This window comes from Kitasatospora phosalacinea, from assembly GCF_030268885.1.
GTDB classification, from domain to species: Bacteria; Actinomycetota; Actinomycetes; order Streptomycetales; family Streptomycetaceae; genus Kitasatospora; species Kitasatospora phosalacinea_C.
The window spans coordinates 215,791-235,766 of record NZ_BSSA01000008.1 but is presented as its reverse complement, the minus strand read 5'-3'; the positions used below and the strand labels follow the sequence as shown (position 1 = coordinate 235,766).

18 protein-coding genes are annotated in these 19,976 nt (G+C 72.8%); 17 read left to right on the top strand and 1 reads right to left on the bottom strand.

The annotated features are described in order from the left end of the window. The first annotated feature begins 52 nt into the window (after positions 1 to 52). Entirely contained in the window at positions 53 to 1,681 is a 1,629-nt protein-coding gene (locus QSK52_RS14840; protein ID WP_285736488.1) for a WXG100 family type VII secretion target, read from the top strand. Between the two features lie 54 nt (positions 1,682 to 1,735). Here QSK52_RS14840 and QSK52_RS14835 read toward each other — a convergent pair whose 3' ends face one another. Further along, the gene (locus QSK52_RS14835; protein ID WP_285736487.1) at positions 1,736 to 2,338 is read right to left on the bottom strand and encodes a hypothetical protein; all 603 of its coding nucleotides are present in this window, start codon (positions 2,336 to 2,338) and stop codon (positions 1,736 to 1,738) included. Between the two features lie 238 nt (positions 2,339 to 2,576). On the opposite strand from QSK52_RS14835, the gene hisI reads away from it, so the two are divergent. From hisI to QSK52_RS14760, 16 genes are all read left to right on the top strand, one after another. Continuing rightward, a complete protein-coding gene (gene hisI / locus QSK52_RS14830) occupies positions 2,577 to 2,951 on the top strand; it encodes a phosphoribosyl-AMP cyclohydrolase (RefSeq protein ID WP_285736486.1) in 375 nt (124 codons plus the stop codon). 43 nt (positions 2,952 to 2,994) lie between these two features. Beyond that, positions 2,995 to 4,500 (top strand): anthranilate synthase component I, encoded by a 1,506-nt coding sequence (locus QSK52_RS14825; protein WP_285736485.1) that lies wholly within the window; start codon positions 2,995 to 2,997, stop codon positions 4,498 to 4,500. Between the two features lie 160 nt (positions 4,501 to 4,660). Beyond that, positions 4,661 to 5,203: a TIGR02234 family membrane protein gene (locus tag QSK52_RS14820; RefSeq protein ID WP_285736484.1), complete on the top strand. Its 543-nt coding sequence runs from the start codon at positions 4,661 to 4,663 to the stop codon at positions 5,201 to 5,203. Between the two features lie 145 nt (positions 5,204 to 5,348). Next, on the top strand, positions 5,349 to 5,597 hold the full coding sequence (locus QSK52_RS14815) for an HGxxPAAW family protein (RefSeq protein WP_285736483.1): 249 nt from the start codon (positions 5,349 to 5,351) through the stop codon (positions 5,595 to 5,597). 207 nt (positions 5,598 to 5,804) lie between these two features. After that, the gene (locus QSK52_RS14810; RefSeq protein WP_285736482.1) at positions 5,805 to 6,281 is read left to right on the top strand and encodes a DUF2752 domain-containing protein; all 477 of its coding nucleotides are present in this window, start codon (positions 5,805 to 5,807) and stop codon (positions 6,279 to 6,281) included. Between the two features lie 165 nt (positions 6,282 to 6,446). Next, entirely contained in the window at positions 6,447 to 7,259 is an 813-nt protein-coding gene (gene trpC, locus QSK52_RS14805; protein WP_285736481.1) for an indole-3-glycerol phosphate synthase TrpC, read from the top strand. Positions 7,260 to 7,268: 9 nt separating this feature from the next. Beyond that, entirely contained in the window at positions 7,269 to 7,418 is a 150-nt protein-coding gene (gene trpM / locus QSK52_RS39665; RefSeq protein WP_167349402.1) for a tryptophan biosynthesis modulator TrpM, read from the top strand. 52 nt (positions 7,419 to 7,470) lie between these two features. Continuing rightward, entirely contained in the window at positions 7,471 to 8,703 is a 1,233-nt protein-coding gene (trpB, locus tag QSK52_RS14800; protein WP_285736556.1) for a tryptophan synthase subunit beta, read from the top strand. Position 8,704: 1 nt separating this feature from the next. Continuing rightward, a complete protein-coding gene (trpA, locus tag QSK52_RS14795) occupies positions 8,705 to 9,514 on the top strand; it encodes a tryptophan synthase subunit alpha (protein ID WP_285736480.1) in 810 nt (269 codons plus the stop codon). Between the two features lie 180 nt (positions 9,515 to 9,694). Beyond that, positions 9,695 to 9,877 (top strand): hypothetical protein, encoded by a 183-nt coding sequence (locus QSK52_RS14790; protein WP_285736479.1) that lies wholly within the window; start codon positions 9,695 to 9,697, stop codon positions 9,875 to 9,877. Between the two features lie 129 nt (positions 9,878 to 10,006). Further along, entirely contained in the window at positions 10,007 to 10,519 is a 513-nt protein-coding gene (locus QSK52_RS14785; protein WP_285736478.1) for a MauE/DoxX family redox-associated membrane protein, read from the top strand. 52 nt (positions 10,520 to 10,571) lie between these two features. Beyond that, entirely contained in the window at positions 10,572 to 11,429 is an 858-nt protein-coding gene (locus QSK52_RS14780) for a DsbA family protein (protein ID WP_285736477.1), read from the top strand. Positions 11,430 to 11,509: 80 nt separating this feature from the next. Next, positions 11,510 to 12,484 (top strand): prolipoprotein diacylglyceryl transferase, encoded by a 975-nt coding sequence (lgt, locus tag QSK52_RS14775; RefSeq protein WP_285736476.1) that lies wholly within the window; start codon positions 11,510 to 11,512, stop codon positions 12,482 to 12,484. A gap of 182 nt (positions 12,485 to 12,666) precedes the next feature. After that, positions 12,667 to 13,410, top strand: coding sequence for a VIT1/CCC1 transporter family protein (locus QSK52_RS14770; protein ID WP_285736475.1), 744 nt, complete (start codon positions 12,667 to 12,669; stop codon positions 13,408 to 13,410). 439 nt (positions 13,411 to 13,849) lie between these two features. After that, a complete protein-coding gene (gene gltB / locus QSK52_RS14765) occupies positions 13,850 to 18,445 on the top strand; it encodes a glutamate synthase large subunit (RefSeq protein ID WP_435053253.1) in 4,596 nt (1,531 codons plus the stop codon). Beyond that, positions 18,438 to 19,898, top strand: coding sequence for a glutamate synthase subunit beta (locus QSK52_RS14760; RefSeq protein WP_285736474.1), 1,461 nt, complete (start codon positions 18,438 to 18,440; stop codon positions 19,896 to 19,898). The genes gltB and QSK52_RS14760 overlap by 8 nt, the downstream gene beginning before the upstream one ends. Positions 19,899 to 19,976: the final 78 nt, after the last annotated feature.

The window sequence follows — 19,976 nt, the reverse complement described above, 5'->3', positions numbered from 1 at the left end:
GAGCGGGTCGCCGCGGCGCGACCCGCGGGAGAGCTACGCCCAGCGGCCGCGGGTGAGCGACCCGAGCACGGTCGGCACCTCCCGGCACCCGCAGGCGCAGCCCCAGCCGCACCCGCAGCCGCAGACGCCCCCCGCGGGCCACGGCGGCGCCGGTGGCACCGGGCGGACGCCGACGGTGGGGAACCCGGAGGAGATCCGCCCGGGTTCGGCGCGGCCGGCGGGGGACGGCGGCGGGGAGGCCGGGGGCGGCGCGTCGGACGAGCCGGAGGCCGTGCAGGGGGGCTGGTTCGGCGGTGCGCTGAAGGAGGCCGCGAAGAACGCGGCCACCGGCGCGGCCGGCAGCTTCGGGAGCAAGGCCGGCGAGTGGGCGGGGCAGAAGGTGTTCGGCTCCTCCGAGGAGCCGGAGGGGGGACCGGAGGGGGAGCCGGAGTCGGAGCAGCCGGGAGAGGGCTCGGGCGGGCTGTACGGGGCCGTCCGGGACGCGATGCACGGGCAGATGCTGGAGCCGCAGGCCGGGCTCGGGGGCGCCGTCACCACCATGCCCGCGTACGTGTCGGGGCCGGGGGCGCGCGTCGGGACGACCATGCCCGGGTCCGGTGCGATGCCGGGGGCCGGCCTGATGGGCGGGCAGAGCGACGCGTACGCGTGGGCCCGGGCGCAGATCCAGGAGTCGATCAAGAACCTGCCGGAGGCGGAGCACAAGTCCCGGGGCGGTCTGAGCGGGGCGCTCGACGAGATGGTCGAGTGGGCGCTGGAGAAGTCCGGCCTGCTGGACATGCTGGAGGAGGTCACCGGCAACCTGGCGGAGCTGAACAACGCGACGATGGAGTGGCAGGCCCAGGCCGCCGCGGTGCGGTCGGTGGCGGCGGAGCTGCGCTCGGGCGTGATGCCGGTGGCGGAGAGCTGGGCGGGGGCGGCGAGCGACGCGTTCGGCGGTCACATGGGCAACGTCGCGGACGCGCTCGACCAGACCGCCGAGGAGATGATGCAGACCGCGCAGATCATCAACTCGGCCGCGCAGGAGTGCGCGATGGCCGAGGGCATGGTGATCGAGATCATCACCGAGGCGATCGAGTCGCTGATCGTGTCGCTGGCCGCGGAGGCGGTGCTCTCCTTCGTCACCTTCGGCGCGGCCGCGGTGGTCGGCGCGCTGCTCGACGAGGCGGAGATCGACGTCTTCGTGGCGCGGGTGGCGCGGGTGTCCACCAAGCTGGCGAAGGCGCTGGAGGAGCTGCTGAAGGCCCTGCAGGAGATGGGCAAGGCGGTGAAGGCGACCCGCAAGCTCGGCGACATCAGCAAGGTGATGCAGAAGATGGAGAAGGTCGAGACGGCCTTCAACAACGTCCGGAAGCTGGAGGAGGGCGAGAGCAAGGTCGCCAGGATCGCCCAGAAGATCGACGACAAGGTCACCGAGAAGGCCACCGGCTGGGCCGAGGACAAGATCAAGGCGGGGCTGGGCATCGACGAGGAGGACCGCGAGGGCGTCCAGCGCGGCGACGGCACCCTCAAGGGCAACCTCAAGGCGGCCGGGAAGTCCTCGTGGGGGGCCCTCAAGGAGGGGCTCACCAGCGAGACGAACAAGAGCGCGGTGGAGCAGGAACTGCTCAACGACATCGGGCTGCAGCAGGAGCCGGACCCCTACCGGGTGGACCGCTCGCGGATCCGGACGGCGTTCGGCTGAGCCCGTCGGCCCCGCCGCCGCGGCGGCGGGGCCGAGACCGGCCCGGGGCCCGGGTCAGCGTCCGCCGACGGCGGCGCGGAAGGCGTTCAGGTCCTCCTCGCCGTCGAAGGCCAGCGCGATCCAGGAGCCGTCCGCGAACACCAGGTCCTGCCGCTCGGCCCAGACGTCGTTGGGGGTGTCGGGGCGCAGCCACCAGGTGCCGGCGGGCAGTTCGATCAGCGGGGTGGCCCGGTAGTGGTCGTTGTGCTGGCCCTCGGTCCAGCGGCTCAGCACGAGCAGCCGGCGGTCGGTGACCAGCATGGTGAACAGGTCGTGGTCGGCCTTGAGCTTCTCGCCGGCGGTGGTGCGCACGGCCCGCCAGAACAGCCAGGCGGTGGAGCCCTCGGGGCCGTGCCAGGAGCCGCCGTGCAGCGGGCGGCGCAGGGCCCGGTAGGCGCGCCGGGTCAGCGAGAGGCCGTACGGGCGGCGCCCGTAGGCGTCCGGCCCGAAGATCTCGACGAACCAGCGCGGCAGGAAGTACAGCCACAGTCCGCGCCAGATCGACCTGAAGAAATTCATCGCCCAGACGAGAGGAGCGAAACCGGCGGCGCGAACGGTGTCGCGGTCCCACCAGAGCGGCAGCAGGCGGTCGAGTTCCACCGCCCACGTGCCGATCATCGGCTCGCCCGGATACAGGTGCTCACCTGCGGTTCGCTGCAGTCGGTAATCCCCGTACGCGACCGTCGGAAGCGGTTGCGGCTGATATGCGCTCATTCGACGGAACCCCCCATTTCCCAAAGCAGTTCGGTTTTCGGCGGGGATCAAACTACCGGGTGGGGGAAGCGTTTTCGACCGCATCCGGAAGTGCCGTCCGGGTGCGGTCCGGCGGTCCGGTGCGGCCTGCGAGAATGGGGGCATGTCGACCTCTCCCGCCGCCCCCGGCAGCACCGCACTGGACCCGGCGATCGCCGCCCGTCTCAAGCGCACCCCGGACGGCCTGCTGCCCGCCGTCGCCCAGCAGTACGACACCGGCGAGGTGCTGATGCTCGGGTGGATGGACGACGAGGCGCTGCACCGCACCCTGACCACCGGCCGCTGCACGTACTGGAGCCGCAGCCGGGCCGAGTACTGGGTGAAGGGCGACACCTCGGGCCACGTCCAGCACGTCAAGCAGGTCGCCCTGGACTGCGACGGGGACACCCTGCTGGTCAAGGTCGACCAGGTCGGTGCGGCCTGCCACACCGGCGACCGGACCTGCTTCGACGCCGACGTGCTGCCGCTCGCCGAGTAGCCTGTCCCCCGACCAGACCTCCCTCCCATCCGATCGGTGTCCCATGGAACTTGAGGCTTTCCGCACGCTCGCCGCCGACACCCGGGTCATCCCGGTCACCCGCAGGCTCCTGGCGGACGGCCTCACCCCGATCGGCGTCTACCGCAGCCTCGCCGCCGAGCGGCCCGGCACCTTCCTGCTGGAGTCCGCCGAGCAGGGCCGCAGTTGGGCCCGGTACTCCTTCGTCGGGGTGCGCTCCGGCGCGGTCCTCACCGTCGGCGAGGACGGCGGCGCCCGCTGGCTCGGCGAACCCCCCGTCGGCATCCCCACCACCGGCGACCCGCTGGAGGTGCTGCGCGCCACCCTCACCGCCCTGCACACCCCCCGGCACCCCGACGACGGCCTCCCGCCGCTCACCGGCGGCCTGGTCGGCTACCTCGGCTACGACGTGGTGCGGCGCCTGGAGAAGCTGCCGAACCTCACCCCGGACGACCTGAAGCTCCCCGAGCTGACCCTGCTGCTCGCCACCGACCTGGCCGTCCTCGACCACGCCGACGGCACCGTGCTGCTGATCGCCAACGCGGTCAACCACAACGACCTGGCCACCGGCGTCGACGAGGCCCACGCGGACGCCGTCGCCCGCCTCGACGCGATGGAGGCCGACCTGCGCCGCCCCGTCGACCCCGGCCTCGCCACGTACACCCCGACCGCCGTCGACGCGCACTCGCCGTTCGGCGGCGAGCCGTACCGCAAGGCCGTCGACGTGGTGAAGGAGCGGATCCGGGCGGGCGAGGCCTTCCAGGTCGTCCCCTCGCAGCGCTTCGAGGCGCCCTGCCCGGCCTCGGCGCTCGACGTCTACCGGGTCCTGCGCACCACCAACCCCAGCCCCTACATGTACCTGTTCCGCTTCCCCGGCCCGGACGGCGGCGCGGAGGGCGGCTTCGACGTGGTCGGCTCCAGCCCCGAGGCGCTTGTCAAGGTCGCCGGGGGCGAGGCCATGCTGCACCCCATCGCCGGGACCCGGCACCGCGGCGCCACCCCGCACGAGGACGCCGAGCTCGCCGCCGAACTGCTCGCCGACCCCAAGGAGCGGGCCGAGCACCTGATGCTGGTCGACCTCGGCCGCAACGACCTCGGCCGGGTCTGCGCGCCCGGCTCCGTCGAGGTCGTGGAGTTCATGACCATCGAGCGCTACAGCCACGTCATGCACATCGTCTCCACCGTCACCGGTAAGGTCGCCGCCGACCGCAGCGCGCTCGACGTCCTCACCGCCTGCTTCCCGGCCGGCACCCTCTCCGGTGCGCCCAAGCCGCGCGCAATGCAGATCATCGAGGAGCTCGAACCCACCCGCCGCGGGCTGTACGGCGGCTGCGTCGGCTACCTGGACTTCGCGGGCGACTCCGACACGGCGATCGCCATCCGGACGGCGGTCATCCGCGACGAGACCGCGTACGTCCAGGCGGGCGCGGGCGTCGTCGCCGACTCCGACCCGCACGCGGAGGACACGGAGTGCCGCAACAAGGCGGCGGCGGTGCTCAGGGCCGTCGCGACGGCGAACACCCTCCGCTGACCCGGACGCCCCCGGCCCGGCCCGCCCGCCCGTGCGCGGGGCGCGGAGGGGCGGGGGACGGGGGCGGGGTGAGGTCGGGGACACTGGGGGGGTGAGTGAGACGTCTGCTTCCCCTTCCGGTGGTTCCCCCGCTTCGGCCTCGCGCGGTGCGTTGGGGTTGATGCTGCTGTTGACGGCGGTCGGTGCGGGGTTGGTGCTGACGGCGGTGGGGCGCACCTGGGCGGAGGGGGTGGCGGCCGGGATGGGGGGGAGCCGGGTCGCGGTGAGCGCGAGCGGGAGCAGGCTGACGGCGCTGCCGACGGCGATGGCGCTGACGGGGATGGCGGCGGCGGTCGCGGTGTTCGCGGTGCGCGGGTGGGTGCGGGTGCTGGTGGGGGCGTTGACGGTGGCGGCGGGGGTGGGAGCGGTCGCGGGGGCGCTGATCGGGTACACGGACACCGCGGGGCTGCACGCCGTCGCGGCGGGGCAGCTGGCGTTGAGCAGCGGCCGGGCGGAGGAGGTCACCCGGACGGCGTGGCCGTGGGTGGCACTGGCGGGCGGGGTGCTGCTGGTGGCGGCGGGGGCGTTGACGGCGTGGTTCGGGCGGCGCTGGCCGGTGATGGGGACGCGGTACGACGCGCCGACCCGGAAGGCGCCGGCGCGGGCGGACAGCCCGGCCGACCTGTGGAAGGCGCTGGACCGCGGCGAGGACCCGACGGGCTGACGCGGGCCGGCCGAGTGTGCGCGGCACCACGGCCGCCCCGGCTTGGGGCTGCCGTGTTCGGCCCGGCACAATGGAGGGGTCAACCCGTCGAGCGCCGCCCAGGACCGCCCGACCGGGCCCCGGAGAAACAAGGAGCACCAACAAGATGGCTGCAGCAGCGCACGGCCACACCCCCGCCGCGTGGACCGGCGTGGTCATTGCTTTCGTCGGCTTCTGCGTGTCCGGCGTCGCGATGATCATCCCGAACGTCGTGCTGGTCATCGCGGGCCTCGCCGTGGTTCTGATCGGTGGCGTGGTCGGCAAGGCCATGTCGATGGCGGGCATGGGCAAGCAGCCCAGCAAGAACTTCGCCCCGGCCTCCACCGAGGAGCGCAGCGCGGTCACCGCGGGCTGACCCGGCGGAGCGCGACGGACGGACGGCGGGCCGGGTGCCCGCCGTTCGGCGTTTCCGGCTTCCGGCGTCTCCGGGCCTCCGGGGGCTTCCGGCGTCTCCGGGCCTCCGACGGTCTCCGGACTTCAGGCTTCCGGACTTCCGGGCTTCCTGCGGTCCCCGGGCGGGGCGGCCCGGGGGCGGCGGCCGGGCGGGGGCACAATCGTCCCCGTGAACGCTCCTGCTGCTCCCGACCCCGCCGCGTCCGGTCCCTCCGCCGCCCCCGGCGGTCCAGTGGTGCGGCGGCTGGTCCGTCCGCTGGCGGCGTTGACGGCGGTGGCGCTGCCGACGGCGTTCGTGGGGCTGGTGGACCCGAACGCGCCGGGGCACTACCCGACCTGCCCGTTCCTGCAGCTGACCGGCTGGTGGTGCCCGGGGTGCGGGGGGCTGCGCTGCGTGCACGCGCTGACCAGGGGGGACGTGCTGACGGCGGCGCACGACAACCTGCTGGTGGTGGTGCTGGCGCTCGGGCTGGCGGTGCTGTGGTCGGGCTGGCTGGTGCGGTCGGTGCGGGGGGCGGGCGGTCGGCCGGGGTGGTGGCCGCGGATGTCGCGGCGGCGGGCGTGGGCGCTGGCGCTGGTGCTGCTGGTGTTCACGGCGCTGCGGAACCTGCCGGTGGGCGCGGGGCTGGCTCCGCCGGGGGTGTGAGCGGGGTGCGGGCGGGGGCGGTCGCGGTGTCCGCCGGGCGGTCCGCGGGTCGAGACGCGCGCCGGGTGGATGCGGAGTGCGCCCCCCGCGCCCGATACCATCGAAGGGCCGGGACCGCGCTCGACGCCCCCGGCCTCACCGCCGAAACACGATGGGGGCGCACGCGTGACTGTGCTCGACGAGATCATCGACGGGGTCCGGCAGGACCTCGCCGAGCGACAGGCCCGGGTCTCCCTGGACGAGCTCAAGGAGCTCGCCGCCAAGGCGCCCGAGGCGAAGGACGGCGTGGCCGCGCTGCGCGGTGACGGCGTCCGGGTGATCTGCGAGGTCAAGCGCTCCAGCCCGTCCAAGGGCGCGCTGGCGGCGATCGCCGACCCGGCCGCGCTGGCGGTCGACTACGCGGCCGGCGGTGCCGCCGCGATCAGCGTGCTGACCGAGCAGCGCCGCTTCGGCGGTTCGCTGGCGGACCTGGACGCGGTGCGGGCGGCCGTGCCCACCCCGGTCCTGCGCAAGGACTTCATCGTCACCGCGTACCAGCTGTGGGAGGCCCGCGCGCACGGCGCGGACCTGGCGCTGCTGATCGTGGCCGCGCTGGAGCAGCCGGCCCTGGTCTCGCTGATCGAGCGGGCCGAGTCGATCGGGCTGACCCCGCTGGTCGAGGTGCACGACGAGGAGGAGATCGCGCGCGCGGTGGACGCCGGCGCCCGGATCATCGGCGTCAACGCCCGCAACCTGAAGACCCTGGAGGTCGACCGGAACACCTTCGGCAACGTGGTGGACGCCATCCCGGCGCACATCGTGAAGGTCGCCGAGTCCGGCGTGCGCGGGCCGCACGACCTGATCACCTACGCCAACCAGGGCGCCGACGCGGTGCTGGTCGGCGAGTCCCTGGTCACCGGCCGGGACCCGAAGGCCGCGGTCGCCGACCTGGTCGCCGCCGGGGCGCACCCGGCGCTGCGCAACAACGGGCGGGGCTGAGCCTCCGCCGTGTCGATCGCCACCCGTCTCGCCCCCGGCTGCCGCCCGCGCGGCTGCCGCGCGCCCGCACGCCGGGTGCTGGGTCGGCGGGTGCGGTACGTGATCGGCTGCGAGCCCGGACAGGTCCCCGGACGCCGATGGCGCGGCACCCGCGGCTGACGACCCGCCGCGCGTCCCACGTCCACGCCGTCAATCCTTCATCCGAGGACGGATCATGTCCGAGCACTACCTTCCGGGCGCCCAGGTGCCCGACGCACGCGGTTACTTCGGCGCCTACGGCGGCCGCTTCATCCCGGAGGCGCTGGTCGCCGCCGTGGAGCAGGTCGCCGAGGAGTACGAGAAGGCCAAGAACGACCCGGCGTTCGCCGCCGAGCTGGACATCCTGCTCAAGGACTACACCGGCCGGCCGAGCCCGCTGACCGACGTCCACCGGTTCTCCGCGGAGGCCGGCGGGGCGCGGGTCCTGCTCAAGCGCGAGGACCTCAACCACACCGGCTCGCACAAGATCAACAACGTGCTGGGCCAGGCGCTGCTGACCCGCCGGATGGGCAAGACCCGGATCATCGCCGAGACCGGCGCGGGCCAGCACGGCGTGGCCACCGCCACCGCCTGCGCGCTGTTCGGCTTCGACTGCACCATCTACATGGGTGAGGTCGACACCCAGCGCCAGGCGCTGAACGTGGCCCGGATGCGGATGCTGGGCGCCGAGGTGGTCCCGGTGACCTCCGGCAGCCGCACCCTGAAGGACGCCATCAACGAGGCGTTCCGCGACTGGGTCGCCAACGTGGACTCCACCCACTACCTGTTCGGCACGGTGGCCGGTCCGCACCCGTTCCCGATGATGGTGCGCGACTTCCACCGCGTCATCGGCGTCGAGGCCCGGCAGCAGGTGCTGGACCGCACCGGGAAGCTCCCGGACGCGGTGGTGGCCTGCGTCGGCGGCGGCTCCAACGCGATGGGCATCTTCCACGAGTTCATCCCGGACGCGGGCGTCCGGCTGATCGGCTGCGAGGCGGCCGGCGAGGGCGCCGAGACCCCCAAGCACGCGGCGACCCTGACCAAGGGCGACCCGGGCGTGCTGCACGGCTCGCGCACCTACGTGCTGCAGGACGAGGACGGCCAGACCATCGAGTCGCACTCGATCTCGGCCGGCCTGGACTACCCGGGCGTCGGCCCGGAGCACGCCTGGCTGAAGGACACCGGACGGGCCGAGTACCGCCCGGTGACCGACGCGCAGGCGATGGAGGCGCTGCGGCTGCTGTCCCGCACCGAGGGCATCATCCCGGCGATCGAGTCCGCGCACGCGCTGGCGGGCGCGCTCGAACTCGGCCGCGAGCTCGGCCCGGAGGCGACGATCCTGGTCTCGCTCTCCGGCCGCGGCGACAAGGACATGCACACCGCTGCCGAGTACTTCGGCCTCTACGACGCCGAGGGGACCAACTGACATGGCCGACACCAAGCTCACCACCGTCCTGGCCGCCGCGAAGGCCGAGGGCCGGGCGGCCCTGATCGGCTACCTGCCGGCCGGCTTCCCGACCGTGGACGGCGGCATCGCCGCGGTCAACGCCCTGATCGAGGGCGGCTGCGACGTCGTCGAGGTCGGCCTGCCGCACTCGGACCCGGTGCTGGACGGCGCGGTCATCCAGACCGCCGACGACATCGCGCTGCGCGGCGGCGTGAAGATCAAGGACGTGCTGCGCACCGTGGCCGAGGTCGCGGCGGCGCACCCGGCCGTGCCGGTGCTGGTCATGACGTACTGGAACCCGGTGGACCGCTACGGCACCGCCCGGTTCGCCGCCGACCTGGCCGCGGCCGGGGGAGCGGGCTGCATCCTGCCGGACCTGCCGGTGGAGGAGTCCGAGGAGTGGCGCAAGGCCGCCGCCGAGCACGGTCTGGACACCGTGTTCGTGGTCGCCCCGTCCTCCAAGGACCACCGGCTGGCCGAGGTCACCGCGGCGGGGTCCGGCTTCGTGTACGCGGCCGCGGTGATGGGCGTGACCGGCACCCGCGCGGCGGTCGGCAACCTGGCCGAGGACCTGGTGGCCCGCACCCGCGCCACCACCGCGCTGCCGGTCTGCGTCGGCCTGGGCGTCTCCAACGCGGACCAGGCCGCCGAGGTGGCGGCCTTCGCGGACGGCGTGATCGTCGGTTCGGCGTTCGTCCAGCGCCTGCTGGACGCCGAGCAGTTGGCGGACGGCACGGCCGCCGTCCGGGCGCTCGCGGGCGAGCTGGCGGAGGGCGTCCGCCGCAGGTAGGGCGCCGCAAGCGAAGGGCCGCCCGGGGAGCAACTGCCGCTCCCCGGGCGGCCCTTCGCGTTGCGGCCCTTCGCGTGGCGGGTCTACTCCGCGAGGGTGAAAAACCGGCGGGCGCGGGTGCTTCCCGGCGGGCCGACGCCGTTGAACCCTCCGGTGGTTCGTCGGCGAAAGGGCATCCGGATGGCGCGGGTTCACCGGGCGGTGCTGCTGCGGGCGCTGGCGGCCGGGCTGGCGCTGGCCGCCGCGCTGGTCGGGAGCGGGGGCGTGGAGCGGGAGTTGGCCCGCCGGGGGGCGGAGCGGGCGGTGCTGTGCCAGCAGTCGGAGCGGGGCCCGGCGGCGGGGTGCGACGCGCCGGAACGATGAACCGGAAAATCGGACGTATGACCGTTTAAGGTCCCTCATACGGCGTAACTCGCCAATGTGGAGGAACCACCCGCCATCCCCTACGGTTCATCAGGCAGGAAACGGTGGAACGCGTCCGAGGGGGAACTGATGGCCAGTCAGCAGGCCGACCGGGGCCGGGTGGGCGGGCTGCGCCGGGCGGTGGACGGCGCGGCGGCCGAGTGGTTCGGGCTGGCGGTGCGGCTGGGCCTGGCGGTGGTGTGGGGCTGGGCCGGCCTGGCGAAGGTCTCCGACCCGGCCGAGGCGGCGCAGGCGGTGCGCGCGTACGAGATCCTGCCCGAGTCGCTGGTGAAGCCGGTCGGCTGGGGGCTGCCGTTCCTGGAGCTGGCCCTGGCCCTGCTGCTGGTGCTCGGGCTGGGCACGCGGATCGTCGCGGTCGTCTCGGCGGTGCTGCTGCTGGTGTTCATCGCGGGCATCTCCTCCGCGTGGGCGCGCGGCATCTCGATCGACTGCGGCTGCTTCGGCGGCGGCGGTGCGGTGGACGAGTCGCAGACCAAGTACCTGCAGGAGATCCTGCGCGACACCGGGTTCCTGCTGCTGTCGGCGTGGCTCGTCTACCGCCCCCGGACGAAGCTCTCGCTGGACGCCTGGCTGGCCGCCTGAGCCGCCCGCCGCCCCCGACGACCCCAACCCACTGGACTGGCAAGAGCACCCCATGAGCGAGAAGAACCGAGAAGGCAAGCGCAACGCCCGGGACAAGATGCGGGAGGCCCGGGCCGCCGAGGAGGCCAAGGCGCGGCGGACCAAGAAGCTGGCGGTCGGCGGCGTGGTGGTCGCGGTGATCGCGGCCGCCGTGGTGGTCGGCGTGGTGGTGCAGAACCAGCGCTCCAAGCCGGAGACCCCCACCGCGGCCCCGGCCGGGACGATCGGCGACAAGAACCTGGTGATCCCGGTCGGCGCGGCCGACGCCCCGTCCACGCTGACGGTCTACGAGGACCCGCGCTGCCCGGCCTGCGGCAGCTTCGAGCGGAGCTTCTCGCCGACCGTCGACCAGCTGGAGGACGCGGGCAAGATCGTCGTCAACTACCACATCGTCTCGTTCATCGACCGCTCGCTGGGCGGCAGCGGCTCCAAGTACGGCGCCAACGCGCTGGGCTGCGCGCAGGACGCCGGGCACTTCCGCGACTACCACGACGTGCTGTACCGCAACCAGCCCGAGGAGACCGAGGACTCCTTCGGCAACAAGCAGACCCTGATCGACCTGGCCAAGCAGGTCCCCGGGCTGGACACCCCGGAGTTCCGGTCCTGCGTCAACGACAACAAGTTCGGCGGCTGGGTCTCCGCGGTGCAGCAGGACTTCGACAAGTCCAGCTACAAGTCGACCCCGACGGTGCTGCTGAACGGCGAACCGGTCTACCCGAAGAAGGGCGACGAGCAGATCAGCCCGGAGAACCTGGTCAAGTGGGTGGACGCGGCCAACCAGGGCAAGCAGCTCGGCAGCACCGGCTCCCACGGGCAGAGCCCGGCGCCCACCTCGACCGCGGGCGAGTCCAACAACCCGCCCTCGCCCTGACCCGGACGGGACGCGTGACGCTACCGTGACCCGCTCCGGTGCCGGTGGTGCCGGTGGGACACGGTAGCGTCGAGAGTGCCATGGATCTCGCATACATTCCGAGCCCGTCGCGGGGCGTCCTCAACCTTGGGCCCATCCCGCTGCGCGCCTACGCCTTCTGCATCATCATCGGTGTCGTCGTGGCCGTGTGGCTCGGCAGCAAGCGCTGGGTCGCCCGCGGCGGCGGGCGGCACACGGTCGGCGACATCGCGGTCTGGGCGGTGCCGTTCGGCCTGGTCGGCGGTCGGCTCTACCACGTCATCACCGACAACCAGCTGTACTTCGGCGAGGGCAAGCACCCGGTCGACGCGCTGAAGATCTGGGAGGGCGGCCTCGGCATCTGGGGCGCCATCGCCTTCGGCGCGGTCGGCGCCTGGATCGGCGCCCGGCGCCGCGGCGTCCCGCTGCCCGCCTACGCCGACGCGATCGCCCCCGGCATCGCCCTGGCCCAGGCCTGCGGCCGCTGGGGCAACTGGTTCAACCAGGAGCTGTACGGCCGCCCCACCACCCTGCCCTGGGGCCTGGAGATCGACAAGACCCTCCCGGACGGCACCGTCGTCCACGGCGTCTACCACCCGACCTTCCTGTACGAGTCGATCTGGTGCGTGCTGGTGGCCGTCCTGGTGATCTGGGCCGACCGGCGCTTCACCCTCGGCCACGGCCGGGCCTTCGCGCTGTACGTCGCCGCCTACACCCTCGGCCGGTTCTGGACGGAGTGGCTGCGGATCGACGAGGCGCACCGCTTCTTCGGCCTGCGCCTGAACGACTGGACGGCGATCCTGGTCTTCGTCGGCGCGATCGTCGCCTTCGTGCTCTCCGCCAGGTTCCGCCCCGGCCGCGAGGACCCGGACGCGATCGACCCGCAGGCCACCGAGGAGCGCGCCCGGACCGAGTCCGCCGCCGCGGAGGCCACCGTCGAGCCGGCGCAGCCGCGGGACGCCGCCCCGGCGCAGCCCGCGCAGGAGGCCGGGGACGCCCCCGCGAAGCTCTCGAAGGACTCCGAGAAGCCCTCCTGAGCCGAGCCGCCCGCCCGTCGGGGCCGCCACCGCCGAGAGGGCGGAGGCGGCCCCAACTGCCTTTGGGCAGGCTTACTTTGCTGGAAACCAGCAGGTCAAACGGCTACGTTCGAAGAGCACCAGCGAGCCCGGCCGACGCGCGGCCCGGGGGGATCCGCCGTGCCCGGAAGGGAACCGCCCGCATGAGCACCATCACCGCAGAGCCGCAGACCGACAGCCCGCAGCCGCCCCGGATACCCGACGCCGACCACCACCGGGACGTCAACGGCGGCTGGCTGCGCCCGGCCGTGTTCGGCGCGATGGACGGCCTGGTGTCGAACTTCGCGCTGATGACCGGCGTGGTCGGCGGCGACGCGGCGCCGACCACCGTGGTGCTCACCGGCCTGGCCGGGCTGGCGGCCGGCGCGTTCTCCATGGCGGCCGGCGAGTACACCTCGGTCGCCTCCCAGCGCGAGCTGGTGGAAGCCGAGTTGGAGGCCGAGCGGATCGAGCTGCGGCGCAACCCGCAGGGCGAGCTGGCCGAGCTGGCCCAGCTGTACGTGGCCCGCGGCGTCGACCCGGAGCTGGCCCACGAGGTGGCCCGGCAGCTGTCCGCCGACCCGGACACCACGCTGGCGGTGCACGCCCGCGAGGAGCTCGGCGTCGACCCGGAGGACCTGCCCTCGCCGCTGGTCGCCGCGCTCTCCTCGTTCGGCTGCTTCGCGCTCGGCGCGCTGCTGCCGGTGCTGCCCTACCTGCTGGGCGCGACCGCGCTGTGGCCCGCCGCGCTGCTGGCGGTGCTCGGCCTGTTCGGCTGCGGCGCGGTGGTGGCCCGGGTGACGGCCCGCAGCTGGTGGTTCTCCGGCCTGCGCCAGCTGGTGCTGGGCGGGGCCGCGGCGGGCGTCACCTACCTGCTGGGACGGCTGATCGGCGGGGCGATCGGCTGACCGGCCGCCCGGTCCGTCACCCGGACAGTCTTGTACGAAAATCCAGACCTCTGTATAGTTATGCCATGGAACGCGTGATGTTCCGCACATGGGCCCGAGCCTGCGCCTTGCCCTAGTCTCGACATCCGGCTGTCGACCCCCGGAATCCAAAGCGGGGGCGGCGTCGACTTCGAAGATTCCCAGGTGGAACGCCTGAGGCGTGTGTGGCGAGGGGGTTTCGCCCCTGTTTCACGCCCTTCGGGGCAGGGCACACTGGAGGGAACGCGCGACGCTGCGCCTTCCCCCCATCCGCCCCCTGACCTGGGGATCAGTCCGGGATGTGGACGCAGGAATCCACTTCCCGGTCCAGGCGGCATCATGTAACCTGCACCGACAAATCGCATCAGGGCCAACGTCGTCCCTTTGCATGAAGCAACTGTTTACGACGACGGGAGAGCCGATGCTGTCTGCATCCATGCACTCCGGCCACGAGGACGCCAAGGCCACCGGCCCCTACGCCCTCGTTCCGGACGCGCGTCCCCAGGCCCAGGGTCTGTACGACCCGCGCAACGAGCACGACGCCTGCGGCGTCGGCTTCGTGGCCACGCTGACCGGCATCGCCGACCACAAGATCGTCGAGCAGGCGCTGACCGTCCTGCGCAACCTGGAGCACCGCGGCGCCACCGGCGCCGAGCCGGACTCCGGTGACGGCGCGGGCATCCTGACCCAGGTCCCGGACGCGTTCCTGCGCGCGAACGTGGACTTCGAGCTCCCCGCCGCTGGCTCCTACGCCGTCGGCATCGCCTTCCTCCCGGTCGAGGACGAGGCGGCCGCCGCCGCGGCCACCCGGATCGAGGTCATCGCGGCCGAGGAGGGCCTGACCGTCCTCGGCTGGCGCGACGTCCCGGTCACCCCCGACCTGCTGGGCGCCACCGCCCGCTCCGTCATGCCGCGCTTCCGCCAGCTCTTCGTGACGCACGGCGAGCGCACCGGCATCGAGCTGGACCGGGTCTCCTTCGTGCTGCGCAAGCGCGCCGAGCGCGAGGCCGGGGTGTACTTCCCCTCGCTCTCCGCCCGCACCCTGGTCTACAAGGGCATGCTGACCACCGGCCAGCTGGAGCCCTTCTTCCCCGACCTGTCGGACCGGCTCTACGCCTCCGCGATCGGCCTGGTGCACTCGCGCTTCTCCACCAACACCTTCCCGAGCTGGCCGCTGGCCCACCCGTACCGCTTCGTCGCGCACAACGGCGAGATCAACACGGTCAAGGGCAACCGCAACTGGATGACCGCCCGGGAGTCCCAGCTCGCCACCGACCTGATCCCCGGCGACCTGGACCGGATCTTCCCGATCTGCACCCCGGACCACTCCGACTCGGCGTCCTTCGACGAGGTCCTGGAGCTGCTCCACCTCGGCGGCCGTTCGCTGCCGCACTCGGTGCTGATGATGATCCCGGAGGCGTGGGAGAACCACGCCACCATGGACCCGGCCCGCCGCGCGTTCTACCAGTACCACTCCAACCTGATGGAGCCCTGGGACGGCCCGGCCTGCGTCACCTTCACCGACGGCACCCAGATCGGCGCGGTCCTGGACCGCAACGGCCTGCGCCCGGCCCGGTACTGGATCACCGAGGACGGCCTGGTCGTGCTCTCCTCCGAGGTCGGCGTGCTCGACATCGACCAGGAGAAGGTCACCAAGAAGGGCCGCCTGCAGCCCGGCCGGATGTTCCTGATCGACACCGCCGAGCACCGCATCGTCGAGGACGAGGAGATCAAGACCGCCCTCGCCGCCGAGCACCCCTACGAGGAGTGGGTCGCCGCCGGGCAGATCCAGCTCGCCAAGCTCCCCGAGCGCGAGCACATCGCCCACACCCACGCCTCCGTCACCCGCCGCCAGCAGACCTTCGGCTACACCGAGGAGGAGCTGCGGGTCATCCTCGCGCCGATGGCCAGGACCGGCGGCGAGGCGCTCGGCTCGATGGGCACCGACTCGCCGATCGCCGCGCTCAGCGAGAAGCCGCGCCTGCTGTTCGACTACTTCACCCAGCTGTTCGCCCAGGTCACCAACCCGCCGCTGGACGCGATCCGCGAAGAGCTGGTCACCTCGCTGCACAGCAACCTCGGCCCCGAGGGCAACCTGCTGGACGCCAGCCCGGCGCACTGCCGCTCGGTCGGCATCACCTTCCCGGTGATCGACAACGACGAGCTGGCCAAGCTGATCCACATCAACGCGGACGGCGACCAGCCCGGCCTGAAGGCCGTCACCCTCTCTGGCCTGTACAAGGTCGCCACCGGTGGCCAGGGCCTGGCCGCCCGCCTCGCCGAGATCGCCGCCGAGGCCGACGCCGCGATCGCCGACGGCGCCCGCATCATCGTCCTCTCCGACCGGCACTCGGACGCCGAGCACGCGCCGATCCCGTCGCTGCTGCTCACCTCGGCGATCCACCACCACCTGATCCGCACCAAGCAGCGCACCCAGGTGTCGCTGCTGGTCGAGGCCGGCGACGTCCGCGAGGTGCACCACGTCGCGCTGCTGGTCGGCTACGGCGCCGGCGCGGTCAACCCGTACCTGGCCATGGAGTCCGTCGAGGACCTGGTCGCCCAGGGCGTGTTCGTCTCCGGCATCGAGCCCGAGAAGGCCATCAAGAACCTGATCAAGGCGCTCGGCAAGGGCGTCCTGAAGGTGATGTCCAAGATGGGCATCTCCACCGTCGCCTCCTACCGCGGCGCGCAGGTCTTCGAGGCCATCGGCCTCTCCCAGGAGCTGGTGGACGCCTACTTCGCGGGCACCACCACCAAGCTCGGCGGCATCGGCCTGGACGAGATCGCCAAGGAGACCGCCGCCCGCCACGCCAAGGCCTACCCGGCCTCCGGCATCTCCGCCGCGCACCGCGCGCTGGAGATCGGCGGCGAGTACCAGTGGCGCCGCGAGGGCGAGCCGCACCTGTTCGACCCGGAGACGGTCTTCCGCCTCCAGCACTCGACCCGCACCAAGCGCTACGACATCTTCAAGCAGTACACGGACCGGGTGAACGCCCAGTCCGAGCGCCTGATGACGCTGCGCGGCCTGTTCCAGCTGGACGGCCTCGGCCGGACCCCGGTCCCCGTCGACGAGGTCGAGCCGGTCTCCGAGATCGTCAAGCGGTTCTCCACCGGTGCGATGTCCTACGGCTCCATCTCGATGGAGGCGCACGAGACCCTCGCGATCGCGATGAACCAGCTCGGCGGCAAGTCCAACACCGGTGAGGGCGGCGAGGACCCGGAGCGCCTGTACGACCCGGCGCGCCGCTCCGCGATCAAGCAGGTCGCCTCCGGCCGCTTCGGCGTCACCTCCGAGTACCTGGTCAACGCCGACGACATCCAGATCAAGATGGCCCAGGGCGCCAAGCCCGGCGAGGGCGGCCAGCTGCCCGGCCACAAGGTCTACCCGTGGGTGGCCACGACCCGGCACTCGACCCCGGGCGTCGGCCTGATCTCCCCGCCGCCGCACCACGACATCTACTCCATCGAGGACCTGGCTCAGCTGATCCACGACCTCAAGAACGCCAACCCGGACGCCCGCATCCACGTGAAGCTGGTCTCCGAGGTCGGCGTGGGCACCGTCGCGGCCGGCGTCTCCAAGGCGCACGCGGACGTGGTGCTGATCTCCGGTCACGACGGCGGCACCGGCGCCTCCCCGCTGACCTCGCTCAAGCACGCGGGCGGCCCCTGGGAGCTCGGCCTCGCCGAGACCCAGCAGACCCTGCTGCTCAACGGCCTGCGCGACCGCATCGTCGTGCAGACCGACGGCCAGCTCAAGACCGGCCGCGACGTGGTCATCGCCGCCCTGCTGGGCGCCGAGGAGTTCGGCTTCGCGACCGCCCCGCTGGTGGTCTCCGGCTGCATCATGATGCGGGTGTGCCACCTGGACACCTGCCCGGTCGGCGTTGCCACCCAGAACCCGGTGCTGCGCGAGCGCTTCTCCGGCAAGCCCGAGTTCGTGGTCAACTTCTTCGAGTTCATCGCCCAGGAGGTCCGCGAGATCCTCGCCGAGCTCGGCTTCCGCTCGATCGAGGAGGCCGTCGGCCACGCCGAGCACATCAACGCCCAGGCCGCCATCGACCACTGGAAGGCCGCCGGGCTCGACCTGGCCCCGCTGTTCCACGTCCCGGCGCTGCCCGAGGGCGCGGCCCTGCACAACACCACCGGCCAGGACCACGCCCTCGACAAGGCCCTCGACAACCAGCTCATCGAGCTGGCCGAGGACGCCCTGGAGCGCGGCGAGGCCGTCCGGATCCAGCTGCCGATCCGCAACGTCAACCGCACCGTCGGCACCATGCTCGGCCACGAGGTGACCAAGCGGTACCGCGGCGCGGGCCTGCCCGAGGGCACCATCGACGTGACCTTCACCGGCTCGGCCGGCCAGTCCTTCGGCGCCTTCGTCCCCAAGGGCGTCACGCTGCGCCTGGAGGGCGACGCCAACGACTACGTCGGCAAGGGCCTGTCCGGCGGCGTGCTCGTGGTCCGTCCCGCCCGGGACGCCGCCGCGATCGGCGCCGACGCGCAGAACCACGTCATCGCCGGCAACACCATCGGCTACGGCGCCACCTCCGGCCGCATCCACCTGCGCGGCAAGGCCGGCGAGCGTTTCGCGGTCCGCAACTCCGGTGCGACCCTGGTGGTCGAGGGCGTGGGCGACCACGGCCTGGAGTACATGACCGGCGGCCGGGTGGTCATCCTCGGCGAGACCGGCCGCAACCTGGCGGCGGGCATGTCCGGCGGCATCGCCTACGTGCTCGACCTGCGACCGGCCAACGTCAACAGCGGCATGGTGGGCATCGAGGCCCCCAGCGCCGCCGACCGCGACTGGCTGCGCGAGACCGTCCAGCAGCACTACGAGGAGACCGGCTCCACCGTCGCCGCCGAGCTCCTGGCCGACTGGGGCAGCGGGGTCTCCCGCTTCTCCAAGATCATGCCCACCGACTACAAGGCTGTGCTCGCCGCCAAGGACGCCGCTGAGCGCGATGGCCTCTCCGAGGTGGAGACCACTCGCAAGATGATGGAGGCGGCAAATGGCTGACCCCAAGGGCTTCCTGACCACGCCCAAGCAGCTGGCGGAGCGCCGTCCGGTGGACGTCCGCATCCGCGACTGGAACGAGGTCTACGTCGAGCGCAGCCTCCTTCCGATCATCAGCAAGCAGGCCGGTCGCTGCATGGACTGCGGCATCCCGTTCTGCCACAACGGCTGCCCGCTCGGGAACCTGATCCCCGAGTGGAACGACCTCGCCTACCGGGACGACTGGTCCGGCGCGATCGAGCGGCTGCACGCCACCAACAACTTCCCGGAGTTCACCGGCCGCCTGTGCCCGGCTCCGTGCGAGTCGGCGTGCGTGCTGGGCATCAACCAGGACGCGGTGACCATCAAGAACGTCGAGGTCACCATCATCGACAAGGCCTGGGACCGCGGCGGGGTCACCCCGCAGATCCCCGAGCGCCTGTCCGGCAAGACCGTGGCCGTGATCGGCTCCGGCCCGGCCGGCCTGGCCGCCGCCCAGCAGCTCACCCGGGCCGGCCACACCGTGGTGGTGTACGAGCGCGCCGACCGCATCGGCGGCCTGCTGCGCTACGGCATCCCCGAGTTCAAGATGGAGAAGCGCCACATCAACCGCCGCATCGAGCAGATGCGCGCGGAGGGCACCCGCTTCCGCACCGGCGTCGAGGCCGGCGTCGACATCAGCGGCCAGGACCTGCGCTCGCGCTTCGACGCGGTCGTCATCGCCGCCGGTGCCACCACCGCCCGCGACCTGCCCGTCCCCGGCCGGGAGCTGAACGGCGTCCACCAGGCGATGGAGTACCTGCCGCTGGCCAACAAGGTCCAGGAGGGCGACTACGTCGACTCCCCGATCTCGGCCAAGGGCAAGCACGTGGTCGTCATCGGCGGCGGCGACACCGGTGCCGACTGCGTCGGCACCGCGCACCGCCAGGGCGCCCTCTCCGTCACCCAGCTGGAGATCATGCCGCGGCCGTCCGAGGACCGCCCGGCCAACCAGCCCTGGCCGACCATGCCGATGACCTACAAGGTCACCTCGGCCCACGAGGAGGGCGGCGAGCGGATCTACTCCGTCTCCACCACCCACTTCGCGGGCGACGAGGACGGCAACGTCCAGGAACTGCACCTGGTCGAGGTCGAGTTCAAGGACGGCAAGTTCGAGCCCGTCCCCGGCAGCGAGAAGGTCATCCCGGCCCAGCTCGTCACCCTCGCCATGGGCTTCACCGGCACGGACGTCAAGAACGGCCTCGTCGAGCAGCTCGGCGTCGACCTCGACGCCCGCGGCAACGTCGCCCGCGACGGCAAGTTCGGCACCAACGTCGACGGGGTGTACGTTTGCGGTGACGCCGGTCGCGGTCAGTCGCTGATCGTCTGGGCGATCGCGGAGGGCCGTTCGGCCGCCTCGGCGGTCGACAAGTACCTGGGTGGCAAGACCCCGCTCCCCGCCCCGATCAAGCCGACCGACCGCTCGCTGGTGGTCTGACCGACCACCGCCCCGAGAACGCCCACGCCCCCCGCGAGGGGGGCAAGGCCGACAAACACCGACCCGCCAGAGCCGCCG

Excerpts from the sequence above, each read along its gene's own strand:
- gltB (WP_435053253.1), top strand. The coding sequence starts at position 13,850 with ATGCTGTCTGCATCCATGCACTCCGGCCACGAGGACGCCAAGGCCACC.
- QSK52_RS14790 (WP_285736479.1), top strand. The coding sequence starts at position 9,695 with ATGGCGCGGGTTCACCGGGCGGTGCTGCTGCGGGCGCTGGCGGCCGGG.
- QSK52_RS14780 (WP_285736477.1), top strand. The coding sequence starts at position 10,572 with ATGAGCGAGAAGAACCGAGAAGGCAAGCGCAACGCCCGGGACAAGATG.
- QSK52_RS14825 (WP_285736485.1), top strand. The coding sequence starts at position 2,995 with ATGGAACTTGAGGCTTTCCGCACGCTCGCCGCCGACACCCGGGTCATC.
- QSK52_RS14835 (WP_285736487.1), bottom strand. The coding sequence starts at position 2,338 with ATGATCGGCACGTGGGCGGTGGAACTCGACCGCCTGCTGCCGCTCTGG.
- QSK52_RS14760 (WP_285736474.1), top strand. The coding sequence starts at position 18,438 with ATGGCTGACCCCAAGGGCTTCCTGACCACGCCCAAGCAGCTGGCGGAG.
- hisI (WP_285736486.1), top strand. The coding sequence starts at position 2,577 with ATGTCGACCTCTCCCGCCGCCCCCGGCAGCACCGCACTGGACCCGGCG.
- lgt (WP_285736476.1), top strand. The coding sequence starts at position 11,510 with ATGGATCTCGCATACATTCCGAGCCCGTCGCGGGGCGTCCTCAACCTT.
- QSK52_RS14820 (WP_285736484.1), top strand. The coding sequence starts at position 4,661 with ATGCTGCTGTTGACGGCGGTCGGTGCGGGGTTGGTGCTGACGGCGGTG.
- QSK52_RS14770 (WP_285736475.1), top strand. The coding sequence starts at position 12,667 with ATGAGCACCATCACCGCAGAGCCGCAGACCGACAGCCCGCAGCCGCCC.
- trpA (WP_285736480.1), top strand. The coding sequence starts at position 8,705 with ATGGCCGACACCAAGCTCACCACCGTCCTGGCCGCCGCGAAGGCCGAG.
- QSK52_RS14785 (WP_285736478.1), top strand. The coding sequence starts at position 10,007 with ATGGCCAGTCAGCAGGCCGACCGGGGCCGGGTGGGCGGGCTGCGCCGG.
- QSK52_RS14815 (WP_285736483.1), top strand. The coding sequence starts at position 5,349 with ATGGCTGCAGCAGCGCACGGCCACACCCCCGCCGCGTGGACCGGCGTG.